Below are 11,399 nucleotides of genomic sequence, written 5' to 3' on the forward strand. Positions count from 1 at the left end.
CTGGTTTTCCTGGTATGCCGCGGTGAGCTTCACGCGGCTCAGGCGCCAGCCGCCGGCCGTGCGGACCGCCTCGTTGTCGTAGAAGCCGACCACCAGCCAGCGGTTGGGTCCCCCGCTGGTGAGCTCGTCGGGGAGCCAGTGTTCGGCGCGGACGTGCGCGTGGATCGTTGCATGGTCGCCGTCGATCTTGATGACGTGGCCGGCGATGGCGTGGTGAGTTGCCGTGAAGGGCGCGAAGGTGTGGCGGATGATCTGGACGCAATCACCGAGCGGCGTGCTCGTTGGCGGAATGCCGGCGACCGACTCGAAGTCGAGCGTGAACGGGTCGGTGAAGACGAGGCCGGGCAGTTCGTCGAACTCCTTCAGGTCTGCGATGTCGGCGTACTTGCCCAGCAGTTCGATGAGTTCGGCGTGATGAGTCAGCTCGTTCATGGGAGTCTTTCTCCATCCACAGTGGCCATGTCGGGAAATTTTGCTGCGGTTGGTAGTAACCTCTACCGATTTGCGCGGTGTTTTGTCGAAGAGATTTAAGAGCGACCGGCGATAGGTCAAGATCTGGACAGGTAGGCATCCCGGGGTAGCGAACAGGCACGGGTCCATCGATCATCGGAGTTCTCTACGCTCAGGGATCGACGGGAGTCCCGTGCCTGCCCTGCCATGTTGCTCAGGTGGCACCTATTGCCGGTCGCTCTAAAATTGAACTGGCCTCCGGGTCCCGGGGCCGTACACGGCGGATTGCTACACGGCCACCGGGCAGGCCGCCGAACCGCCGCACCTGCTCGCCGCCCTGGTCCGCGACTACGAGGCCGTCCGCGGCACGCCATCCCGCCCGCCGAGTTCGACCACAACAACGAGTGCATCGCTGAGGAACCGCAGGCCCCGGCCACCCGTGCCACCCGAGCTGCCTGCCCAGCACCCGGCCGTGATCGGCTACATCCCCGACGCGATCTCCGCCGCCGTGCAGCAGCTCACCGACAGCCCCCGCCCCTACGACCTGGTGGAGGTCACGACCAAGATCTGGGCGAGCACCTCCACGTGCAGGCCGGCCCGGCGTGTGAGCTGACCGGCGGCGCAGCCTGTTCGCCCCAACCGGCGTGATCACGATGGCGCTCTACGCCGCCGCCGCGGCACGACGACGGCTGCGGTTCGACTCCGACGACTTCGCCAGCCTCACCCACTGAGCCGCTTTCGCGGGCCGACCCAGGCCGGCCCGCGCTGCCCGCCCGCCCCGCATCTGCCCTACCAGTAGCTGCGGAAATACGTGTGTATTACACTGGCGGAGTGCCGTACGAGTGGGAAGAGTGGGCCCTGCGGGCGCTCGCTGGCGTGCAGCCCTATGAGGTACGCCAAGCTTTGGAGGCCAAGCAGCGGTGGCCGCGTCCTGCCGCCGATGCCGCCGGCTTCCAAGTGTTGACCGTCTGGGCCCGTACGACGGCCGGCCGCTGATCGTGGCCGTGCACCACGTCCACGGCTTTACCTGGAAAATCATCGGCGCGCGTGACATGGCCGACGCCGAGCTGGCCGAGTTCACCCGATGGGAGCAGACGCGATGAGCGACAACCAGCACCTGCCGTCCACCCCTGAAGAGGCGGCCGCGCTGATGAACAACCTCACCTTCGAGCCGCCGCCTACCCCTGAACGGGAGGCCGAGCTACTCGCTTCCCTGCCCGAGGCCGCTGAAGTCATGGTGGTCCGGTCCCTACGCATGCCCATCGACCTCGACGAAGCCGTCGCCGCAGCTGCTAAGGAAGCCGGCGTCACCAAAACCGCCTGGATCCGGCAAGCCATCGAGATCGTCCTGACCATGCAATCCGACGACGACCAGCCCATCTCCCGAGCCGACGCTCTCCGCGCTCTCACCCTGCTGCGACCCGTACGCCGGGCCGCTTAGTCGGCGAAATCACCGCGGTGAGCAGATTCGACGACGTCCGCTCTGTCGAACTCTCGTTCGAATGAATACTCTCGCGAAGTGAGGATCAGCCATGGGTGACCGCAGCGCCATCGAATGGACAGAGGCGACGTGGAACCCTACGACGGGCGGCGACCGCGTCAGCCGTGGATGCGAGAACTGCTACGCGTTGACGCTTGCCAAACGGCTCAAGGCGATGGGGCAGCCACGGTACCAGCGAGACGGGGATCCGCGGACGAGTGGACCGGGGTTCGGGTTGACGCTCCACCCGGACAGCCTCGGGTTGCCGTTGACCTGGAGGCGCCCCACTGATCGATATCGGATGAGGTCCGGTCGCTTCCTGTGGGCGGCGGGGGAGTAGATCCCTTGGATGCCGCCGCACGAAGCGGCCGGTCCGGTCGACGCCTCTGGGGATCAGCGACCGACTCGACTGGGCCTGCGTCCTATCAGGAGGCCGAGGAGGTGTGAAACTATCGAGGGTGGCCGAAGTCCCGGGCCGACTGACGGGAGTTGCGGATGGACGGCTCAAGCGGCGAGTGGGCTCCCGGTGACGTTGCCGCCATGGGATCGCAAACCTTTTATGCCGTGAATATGGATCCTGCCCTTGGCTGTCGCGCACGATCCGATAACCTCAGAGGAAGAATGGGTTGCGGCGAACGCGAAATTGATCGACGAGCATCGCGCGTGCCTACGCCGGCCACACCGACCGCCGTGGTCCCGCCACGACCACCTACATCAAAGCCGACCTCCAGGCCGTCGCCACCGCTCTGGCCGTCATGACCGGCCAGCCACACCCACTCGCCACCTTTACGCCTCCACCTGCCAGGTAGGCGAGGGATCTGCTGTGGCCAGCGGATCGTTACCTCCGGTCCCAAGCGCTTGAGGGCACCGCCCATTCCTGCTCGGGCCGGACTGATGGCAAGGGCTGCTTGATGTCGACGTACTGACAGGTGCTGGTACGGCTCGACGTACAGATCTGCACCGAGGTCAGCCGGCCTTCGGTGGTCGGCGGTAATGACGACCAGCGGGATTGGCCGCAGCCCTTGCCGGTAGCGACCACAGGCCCTGGAGCATGCCAAACGCCGAAGCCAAGCCGACGTTGAAGTACTAACCGATGGATCAGCTCCCGGTAGGGGAGGCAGCCATCCAGAGCGCGGCGATTCCGCTGGTGGACTTCAGCACTCGGGCGTCGTCGTCACCGGCTGCCGGCCACATCTGGAGCAGGTACTCCTCGACCGGGGCTTCCGGGAGCCGGGCCTCGCCGTCATCGCGATTGCGTCCGGCCACCCGTAGCCGGTACCGGCCAGGTGGCACGTTGGCGGCAAGCGTGAGCTCCGGAAATGGCAGCACGTCGGCGCCGAGTAGCCGAACCGGGCCACCGGGCCAGTCGATGTCGACCTGAGCGGCGTCCTGCCACACGTCTAGCTGCGGGGGAGGCGGTGGCGCCTCCCAGAACTCGGCGACGACGTGTACGTCTCCGTCCACGAGACCCGTGACGATCACGGCAACACTGCCGTCCTCCCCCGCCGTGGCGGCCACGAGCCCGTTGCCGTACGGCCGCTCCATGCTGCCCGGCCCTGCATCGGCCGCGGCGACGGTGAATACGTTGTACTCGACTTCTAGCATCGCGTCGATTCGGTGCAGCGGCATACCCACCATGATTCTGCTCCGCGCCAGCCGCGCCGCCATTGGAGTCCCCGGTAGCCGGAAGCATGCACGAGGACCAGCCAGTCGGGCCGGTGACGCCGGTCGGGGGCCACGCGCGATCCATCCCGCGCTATGAGGTGTTGGGCGGTGCGACAGTGCGGGCCGTGCCGTGGGGCGGCCGCGCCGCACCCTGCTTCGTCGACCGGGGTACTCGTAGCAGGACTTGCTTCCCGGCCGGATCCTTCCCGCGGGCAGCAGCACTGGCGGCAACGGAAGCAATGCGTTGGGGTGCTACCGGTGTGCGGCGTTCCCTGAGGGCTGGAGCGTGTCGGCGATGAGGTGGAGTTGTTCTTGGGATAGTTCACCTCCGTGGCGGCGGTAGGTGTGCGATCCAAGGCCGACGAGGACGTCGTCGATGTTCGCCCATCGGCACGGCGTCCAGTACCTGCGGCGTTGAGCAATTCGTTGCTGACCTGACGTACGTGGGACCGGGCGCCGAGAGCGGTCAAGGCTTCCGTGACCAGGTCGACCGCCTCGCGTGGGCGGTTGGTGTCGGCGCAGGCCGGGATGAGTAGGAGCAGCCGCTCGGCCGGGGTGTGATCCGGATCCGGCTGGCGCGCTGCGGCGACGACTTCCGGCCACGCGAACGCCGGCCCTCGGAAGTGTCCCTCCATGGCCGCGAGGGGGATCGATGCGTCGCCGGTGCCGGGATCGAGCACGTAGTCCACGCCGCCATCGTCTTCGAAGTTGCGCATGATGACGTGCAGCCGACGGTGCCCGGGAAGTGGCAGCGAGAACACTGGCCAACTGTGCGGGTCGAGGAAGGTGTCGACGATCTGCTCCAGGTCGGCTGGGTCGACGTTGAAGGCGTCCGGCACTGACGCTGATCCGCCGACGGTGGAGAGGAAGGCGGGCCAGAACAGCGCGTGCGCCATCATCCCGGAGCCGTCGACCAGCGGCGATCGTAGGAACGGCGGTTCGTACCCGTCCAAGCATCCGGGGATGATCACGCCGTCATCATCGCAGTGCAGCCGCTGCCTGTCGGACCAGGCGCCGTTGACGTCCCTGTCGGCAAGGCCGATCAAGGCCACGTGCGTGCTCACGCCGCGAGGCGTGCGCCGCGGAAAGACGCATGCCGAGCAAGCGCGAACGCGACGAGTGCCCATACTGGCAGGGCTGGTTCGAGCAGGCGGATGGAAGGCAAAAAGGGGGGCAGGGGTGACCACCACGATCCTCCAACTGTGGGCCGAGGGGCTCGCGCCCGGGTGGGACGGCCTCTTCCGGGCGGATGGCTCTGCACGCGCCGTCGAGCTTGGCGGCGGAGCGAGGCGGGACTGGTTCGATCTCGGCCCGCCGCTCGACCTGGATGCCATGCGGGGCGAAGACCCCGACAATGTGACCCACGTCGACATTGTTCGCGGCGCGGACGTCCCCATACCGGATGGTGCCGGTTACGTCTGCGGCGGCGACGGAGCCCACGGCTCCGAAGGCTTCTTCGCTCGGCTGGACAAGGATCGGAACCTGATCTGGATCGCGGCGTTGACCGACTCCAACCCGTTCGAGAAGGCGGAGGCATGCGGCAGGCTCGCCACCTTCACCAACAAACTTCGGCAACTCGGTGACGGTCGATCTGGACCATCCCGACTTCGCCTGAGCCCGCTGGCGCATCGGCAACGCGCGGGAGAGGACTCACTCGGGTGCTGGTGGCGTCATCTTGTGCCGATTTTGCGGATATGCCGCCGACAAAGCGCGGCACCGGGCCTGCTTCCCGCATAAGGCCAGTCCTCCACGGTTGCGTCACCAATCATGCGGTGACAGACGCTTGTGCGTACCGGGCCGGCCGCCCGGCTTGGTCGGACAGCGTTGGCGAGGATTTCCTGTCGATCCCGTGGGTCATGGGTCCGATGCCGATGTCCGTAGGATCTGGGGGTGGACGATGTGCATGGCGCAGATCATCGATCTCCGGCATCCGTGACGGGCTGGGCGCGGCTGTTCGTCAGCTACTGCCAATACCAGGTGTTCACCGTGCCGGGCGCGTTCGGCTTAGATGTCTACACCCTCGGCGACGGCCTGTTGCACGTCGGCGGGCCGAATCAGCTCACCGGATTCTGTGGCATACACACCGGCTGGATCGAGGCACGCGTCCGTGTGTTGCCCGGGCCTCCGGCAGAGGTCGACGCTGACTGGGACGCGATCAGCGAGGCGACCCTCTGGAGTCCCAGCGGCAGGCTGTCGGTCGTCGGCCTGATGGGCGGCGGCGCGGAGGCCCTCACCGACGTCGCCGTCCCTCGCGGGCTGATCCGGGTGCGGGTGCATGCGCGCGACCGCCTGCACGAGACGGTGCGTACCGACGACGACCCGCCCGAGCGGCACGAGCTGCACATCTGGGCGGTGTCCGAGGAGACGCCATGGCGCACCGTGCTGGCCGACCCGGGAGGCCGCGACTGGGAACAGAAACCGGCGAAGGCCGCCGAGCGGGCGATGCTGTCCCTGGTACCGCGCCCGTCCGGCCGCCCGACCGCACTGCGGCCGCTGCTATCCGATTCATACGAGGACGACGCCGGACTGCCTCGGGTAACGGTGGTCCGTCACCGGCCCGCGCCGGTCGCCGTCTCCGGGGCAGTGCTGCCCGCCGGGGACCTGGAGGTCCGGCTGGAACCGGTCAACGGCGAGACCCTCAACTGGTCGTGGGCCACCGCCGACGAGCCGATCTTCCCCCATCCGCTGGACACGCTGCCCGACAACGAGCCGACTACCGTACGGCTGACGTCCGGCCCCGACGGCTTCACACTGCGGCACGAGGGAGTGCTGGGCCGGCACGCCTTCGCCCTCGGCCTGATCTGGGACCATCTGCTCGACACCGCCGGGTCGTATCCGTGGATGGAGACCTTGCGGGATCAGGCCGCCGCGGCGACCGCGCTAGCCGAGAAGACCCGCCGCCTGAAGGCCGAGCGCGACGCCGAGCAGTGGGGAGGTGCACCGCCGTCGGACCGTGTCCGCGGGCTCGCCAGCCAGGCGAGGTCTCTGGCCCGGATCGACCGCCCGTTGCTCGACCGCATCGACGCGCTGCCCGCCGCCCGCCAACGTGAGACAGCCTGCTGGGCGGCCCGCCGCGCGATGCGGGTGGCCGGGCTGGAACGGATCGGGTGGATCGCCGCCGCGCTCGCCGCCGCCGAGGCCGACCGCCCACTGCCCCGCCCCTTCACCGAGCAGAACGGCACCGCCGCGTTCAACCGGCTGTTGTCCGATTCCGAGGTGCCGCACACCACCATCACGCTCCACCTGGCCGCGAGGACGTCCGGCACACGTCGCGTCACCGACGTGCTCCAGCAGGCCGCCGCGTTCCCCGCCCTGATCGCCCTGGCGAATGACGATCCGCTGGCAGCCGCGATCGACGCCGTCTACAACGCGGCAATCGCCCACGGCGACGACCGCGACCACTTCCTTACCGACGCCCACATCGCCCTGCGCTGAGCCTTCGATTCGGCATCGAGGTCAAAGGCGGCACCCGAGCATGTCGCTGCCGCGTGTGGAGCCGAGTCGACGAACGCCCCCACGCATGACGGAGCCGCGCCCGCGCGCTAAGCCGCGAAGCACTCGTTACGCAGCGTTACGGCAGGCGGTGTGGGTGGCGTCCGGACCTGCCAAGGAGCGTGCGCCGTCGGTGCGAGCACGGCGAATCTGCTCGGCGCCGAGCGCGAACAGGATGATCCCGGCGATCATCGGCAGGTTGGATGCGGCCGAGCAACGGCTGGCGGTCCAACTACCGCCAGCCGTTCGAAAGGCGTACCGGATGGCGGAGCGACCTACAGCTACACCGGGACGCTGCGCGGTCGCTCCGAGCGCACTGGCCAGCCAGTGCGCTCGGAGCGACGAGATGAGATCGTCTGAGGCGCGAATCCCGGGCATAGTCCCCGAGATGGTCGGCGCCGGGTCAGATGCCGAGTGATCTCCGGGTGGCCCGGACGGTGTCGAACAGTTCCTCGTAGCAGTCGAAGCCTCGCTCGATGCAGTCCATGTCGACCCCGCATTCGCGCTGTCGCGCCCGCAGCAGCGACTCATCCGCCACATATATCGGAAAGGTCAGGAAATCGACGTCGGGAACCCGTTCCCGGAGCATGGCGACGTCGTCCTGCGCGCCTTCCCTGAGCTGAAGCCAACCGTTGAGTTCGTCGTAGACGACCGCGCCAGCGGTGATCCCCGTCGTCCATCCGGAAAAGAGCGCGGCGAGACTGGTGGCGGCACGAGCCGAACCCCAGACATCGGGGGTGAACTCGTAGCGCCAGATTTCACCCTCGTGGTCGCCGGCGAGCACGAACGTGTAGACCAGGTGCTCGAAGTTGAACAGCCGCACTTGATGCCGCCACGGGAAGGGCGTGCCGATCGATATCGCCAGGGTGTCGAGTTCCTCGCCCCCGTTGGTCGGCCACGGCATGATCCATCCGCCGTTGGGCAGCAGCCGCCTGGGCGGCCATTTCTGCGACTGGAACCAGGTCAGCTGCTCGGCGACGTGGTCCACGTCGAAGAGCCGGTAGACCAGGTCGGGTGGCTGCGCGACGGGCGCTTCGGCGTGCGAGGGCCAGTCGAGGCCCGCAGCCGTCGCCGCCGCGCGGTACTCCGCGACCGCGTCACGCAGCACGCGCACGTCGTCGAGCATCAGGGAGCCGCCGGCGGTTGGGGGGTCATGCACATGCTGGCCCCGCCCTCGCTGACCCGGAATCCGAAGCTCGGCCCGTTCGCCGCGACCCATGGCTTCACCGGCAGCACGATGAACCGCTCCCCGTCGGCCACGTCGCACTTGCGGAAGAACGCAGACATCTCGGTGCCCTGTGGGCTTGACTCCGAAGGCGGGACCGGCTTCAGGGAAGCGCGCTCGCCCGACAGGTCTACCGCCTGGTTCGTCACCCAGAACGGGAACTCGTCGCAGACCGTCCCGGGCGCGCGCCCGGTGCACTCGTTCGGCGTGAAGTGAGTGTTGAACCAGCGGCGCGGGTAGCCGGCGTTGGTGGCGGCCTGGCCCCCCTGGCTGCGGGCCGGGTAGAACCACTGGGCTCGCGTCGGCGGCTGCGGATACCCGCCGTCACCCATCGCGGTCACGATGTGGGTCCCGGTCTCCTTCAAGGGCCTGAGGTCGTAGGACACGCCACCGGGGACGTAGACGGCGAAGCCGTTGTCGCAGCCGGCCGTACCCTGGGTGCCGCGCTGGGCCGTGCACGCCGCGTCGATGATCCGCTTCAGCCGGGCGTCCTCTTCGTCGGTCCAGGCGAAGGGAATGTTGTCCCGATCGGCCACCAGCTTTGTCGTTTTGATCACCTCCGCGTAGAGCTTCAGGCTGTTGTACCACTCGCCCTCGTCCGTGCCCCAGTTCTCGAAGGTGTCGAAGTCGGTGTCGTGGTGGATCGGGTACTCGAGGAGGCCGTGGATGCCGATCTGACCGGGGAAGAGGATCTCGAGCAGGGCCCACAGCGCCAGTCCGATGCCGATCCCCGAGAGCGTGACGACGACCCAGGAGGTGCCGGCGGCGGCAGCGGGCGCGACCGCGACGAGCCGAACCGTCTGCGCGGCAGGCGCCAGCAGAAGCGTGCACGTGGTGGTGTTCTGGGCGCACCAGGTGATCGGTACGGTGGCATTGCCTGGGTCGAACAGCGGCGCGACGTCGCCGGGGACGTTGTCCACCGACGAGATCACCGGTCCGCGGCCGGGCGGTGCCGCCGAGAAGAGGAGCTGGGTGAGATTGTCCGCGCAGTCGACCAGCTTCTCCCCGGACGGCGGCAGGAATGCCTCCAGACAGCTGTTGTCCGAAACGGTGTAGCAGCCCGGGAACAGCTCCGTGCTGCCGGCGGGCACCGAGACACCGGCGCGCGAGTCCGCCGCGAGGTAGAAGTCTCCGCCGCTCCCGGCGCACTGCGAGGCCTCGCTGGCCGCCTGTTGCGTGGCCGCGGGAGACACCTCGTCTGTGTTGATCATGGTGGTGAAGTCGCCGGAGAGTTCACGGACCACCGTGCCGTCGGCGCGCAGGGCCTCGACCCGGAAGGTGTACGGCGTGTACTCCTCCAAGGGGCCGATTGGAAGGCTGATGCTGTTCTCCGCCGTGCACGGGTTCGCCGGATTGCCGCTGGCGTCCTGGCAGAAATGGGTCAGCGAGAATTCGTCGTACAGTTGGCCGTCCAGGTAGGCGCGGTAGCTGACCTCGGTGGCAGGGTCGGGATGCCAGGTTGCCGTGGCGGCACCCTGCTCCGGGTCGAGGACCAGGTCAGCATCAGGATCCGGCGGCGGCGGGGCGGCGGCCGTCGTGAAGGACGCCGTGGCGGGGGCCGCCGACTTGTTGCCCGCCAGGTCGACGGCGACTACAGACACTGTGTGGTCGGTGGACGGCGACAGCCCGGTGATGGAGTATGACCGGGTGCCGACGGTGGTCCGGTGGGGGGTCCCGCCGTCGACGGTGACCTCGTATCCGGCGAGGCCGTAGTTGTCCGTGGCCTCGCCCCAGGTCGCCTTGGCCGTGGTCGCCGTGATGGCGCCGACGGTCAGACCCGGGACGGCGCTCGGCGGGAGCAGGTCCACCACGGTGACCGAACGCAGGATCTTGGCGTAGCGTCCGGGTTCGCGCTTGGCGCGGGCGCACACCTCGTTCTCTCCCAGCTGCGCCGGGCGAAGACTGGTGGTCCACGACGCCGACCAGTCCGTCACCCCGTCCGGCGGCGGTCCGAAGGTGAAGCTGGAGGTCGTCAGCCGGCCGACCGAGACGTCGACCATCGTGGCCTCCTTGTGTAGGAAGCCGTTGACAGCGATCTTCCCGTGCTCGTCAACCGCGACCTCGGTCCCAGCCGTCGGCCCTTCGAGTCGGATGGAGGCGTGATTCACGTCCTCTGGCACCGACGGGTCCGCGCACGCGGGAAGTTGCTCGTCCGGAGTCGCCTCGGCAGCCGGCTGGTTCACCAGGCTGACGGGCAGAATGAACGAGACGACGAGTGCCGTCGCCCGTAAGAACCTGCTGGAATGCCGATGGTGCTTGTGGTCGGCCATGCCCACCCCCGTTTCACTGAAGTCTATCAATGACTTGGCGGACGGTAGCACGAAACAGTCCATCGTGGAGGCCTGTCGCGCTTGAGCTCAGCCCGGTCCTCGGTTATCACAGCCTCGGGATCCTCAGCCCGGGTGAAGGGGAGGCGGCCGAGCTGGGCTGGGACGACTGCGCACATGGCACCCGTACGCACTGCGCTGGGCCGAGCTCGCACCGGTCTGTCGGGCCCTGGCTGCGATGCGGAACTGCCGCATCCCGGGCCCGCGCTGGCGCTGCTGTGCCGGTTCGCCGCAGGGTTCTAGGACGACGATGTGGACGATGCCGTTGACATGGTGGAGGCCGCCTTCGCCTCACTGCGCCCGGACGGTTGGACCGGGTACTGGCCGATCGGCGCCGACTGGCTGGACCGCTCCGACCTCCGCGGCCAGAACGTGACGTGGCAGCGCGACGAGGACGGCTACCGGTGGGCGGCACCGGGCCTCGACGACATGCGAGACTTCTACAGCGCCCGCATTTACCCACCCGGTACCGTCTAGGGCTTCCCGCACGCTCCACGGGCTGCTGGCCGCGGCTCAGACGACCACCCTGGCCCGCTGAGGTGTGCTGTTCGGTGGAAACTGCGGCACTGCCTGACGTTCCTGCGGGCCGGTTCGAGGCAAAGCCAAGTACAGCACATTAAGAGGTCCTAACAAAGTCGTACGACGTGCCGGTACGTGATGATGCAGGTGGCGAGGCCGAGGAAGGCTTCATGCATGTCATCACGGCGTTCCCCCCGGGATGCGCAGCCGTCGCATGCCGTGGTACCAGGCGATCGTGCGT

Annotated in this window: 12 protein-coding genes; 7 read left to right on the forward strand and 5 right to left on the reverse strand. The window is 68.0% G+C overall.

Features of this window, described 5'->3' with window-relative positions; translation table 11 throughout:
• A partial coding sequence (locus tag FXF52_RS38535; protein WP_148804604.1) for a nuclear transport factor 2 family protein occupies positions 1 to 432 on the reverse strand: 432 nt, incomplete at its 3' end.
• Positions 433 to 889: 457 nt separating this feature from the next.
• On the opposite strand from FXF52_RS38535, the gene FXF52_RS42195 reads away from it, so the two are divergent.
• The 4 genes from FXF52_RS42195 (at position 890) to FXF52_RS38550 (ending at position 2,270) form a co-directional block, all read left to right on the forward strand.
• A complete protein-coding gene (locus FXF52_RS42195) occupies positions 890 to 1,063 on the forward strand; it encodes a hypothetical protein (protein ID WP_187413970.1) in 174 nt (57 codons plus the stop codon).
• Positions 1,064 to 1,281: 218 nt separating this feature from the next.
• Complete coding sequence (locus FXF52_RS42730) at positions 1,282 to 1,446, forward strand: hypothetical protein (RefSeq protein ID WP_222870913.1); 165 nt, start codon at positions 1,282 to 1,284, stop codon at positions 1,444 to 1,446.
• 103 nt (positions 1,447 to 1,549) lie between these two features.
• Positions 1,550 to 1,891 carry a hypothetical protein gene (locus FXF52_RS38545; protein ID WP_089006358.1) on the forward strand — a complete coding sequence of 114 codons (342 nt, stop codon included), beginning with the start codon at positions 1,550 to 1,552 and terminating at the stop codon, positions 1,889 to 1,891.
• Between the two features lie 91 nt (positions 1,892 to 1,982).
• Positions 1,983 to 2,270 (forward strand): DUF5131 family protein, encoded by a 288-nt coding sequence (locus FXF52_RS38550; protein WP_255472830.1) that lies wholly within the window; start codon positions 1,983 to 1,985, stop codon positions 2,268 to 2,270.
• A 758-nt stretch (positions 2,271 to 3,028) separates the two neighbouring features.
• Here FXF52_RS38550 and FXF52_RS38555 read toward each other — a convergent pair.
• Together FXF52_RS38555 and FXF52_RS38560 are read right to left on the reverse strand one after the other, a co-directional pair.
• Positions 3,029 to 3,559 carry a hypothetical protein gene (locus tag FXF52_RS38555; RefSeq protein WP_148804605.1) on the reverse strand — a complete coding sequence of 177 codons (531 nt, stop codon included), beginning with the start codon at positions 3,557 to 3,559 and terminating at the stop codon, positions 3,029 to 3,031.
• Positions 3,529 to 4,659 carry a hypothetical protein gene (locus FXF52_RS38560; protein WP_148804606.1) on the reverse strand — a complete coding sequence of 377 codons (1,131 nt, stop codon included), beginning with the start codon at positions 4,657 to 4,659 and terminating at the stop codon, positions 3,529 to 3,531. The genes FXF52_RS38555 and FXF52_RS38560 overlap by 31 nt, the downstream gene beginning before the upstream one ends.
• A gap of 115 nt (positions 4,660 to 4,774) precedes the next feature.
• Between FXF52_RS38560 and FXF52_RS38565 the strand changes: the two genes are divergently transcribed.
• The gene (locus FXF52_RS38565; protein WP_148804607.1) at positions 4,775 to 5,332 is read left to right on the forward strand and encodes a hypothetical protein; all 558 of its coding nucleotides are present in this window, start codon (positions 4,775 to 4,777) and stop codon (positions 5,330 to 5,332) included.
• 195 nt (positions 5,333 to 5,527) lie between these two features.
• Complete coding sequence (locus FXF52_RS38570; RefSeq protein WP_148804608.1) at positions 5,528 to 7,030, forward strand: hypothetical protein; 1,503 nt, start codon at positions 5,528 to 5,530, stop codon at positions 7,028 to 7,030.
• A gap of 460 nt (positions 7,031 to 7,490) precedes the next feature.
• Here FXF52_RS38570 and FXF52_RS38575 read toward each other — a convergent pair whose 3' ends face one another.
• Positions 7,491 to 8,213, reverse strand: a complete 723-nt coding sequence (locus tag FXF52_RS38575; RefSeq protein ID WP_148804609.1) for a hypothetical protein — start codon at positions 8,211 to 8,213, stop codon at positions 7,491 to 7,493.
• Positions 8,213 to 10,312, reverse strand: a complete 2,100-nt coding sequence (locus FXF52_RS38580; protein WP_255472832.1) for a fibronectin type III domain-containing protein — start codon at positions 10,310 to 10,312, stop codon at positions 8,213 to 8,215. The genes FXF52_RS38575 and FXF52_RS38580 overlap by 1 nt, the downstream gene beginning before the upstream one ends.
• A 579-nt stretch (positions 10,313 to 10,891) precedes the next feature.
• Here FXF52_RS38580 and FXF52_RS38585 point away from each other — a divergent pair.
• Complete coding sequence (locus FXF52_RS38585; RefSeq protein WP_148804611.1) at positions 10,892 to 11,116, forward strand: hypothetical protein; 225 nt, start codon at positions 10,892 to 10,894, stop codon at positions 11,114 to 11,116.
• Positions 11,117 to 11,399: the final 283 nt, after the last annotated feature.

The organism is Micromonospora sp. MP36 (genome assembly GCF_008119785.1).
In the GTDB taxonomy this organism is placed as follows: Bacteria; Actinomycetota; Actinomycetes; order Mycobacteriales; family Micromonosporaceae; genus Micromonospora.

Bases quoted from the DNA above. Each gene is read 5' to 3' on its own strand.
- FXF52_RS38550 (WP_255472830.1), top strand. From the start codon at position 1,983: ATGGGTGACCGCAGCGCCATCGAATGGACAGAGGCGACGTGGAACCCT.
- FXF52_RS38580 (WP_255472832.1), bottom strand. From the start codon at position 10,312: ATGGTCGACGTCTCGGTCGGCCGGCTGACGACCTCCAGCTTCACCTTC.
- FXF52_RS38545 (WP_089006358.1), top strand. From the start codon at position 1,550: ATGAGCGACAACCAGCACCTGCCGTCCACCCCTGAAGAGGCGGCCGCG.
- FXF52_RS38575 (WP_148804609.1), bottom strand. From the start codon at position 8,213: ATGCTCGACGACGTGCGCGTGCTGCGTGACGCGGTCGCGGAGTACCGC.
- FXF52_RS38555 (WP_148804605.1), bottom strand. From the start codon at position 3,559: ATGCCGCTGCACCGAATCGACGCGATGCTAGAAGTCGAGTACAACGTA.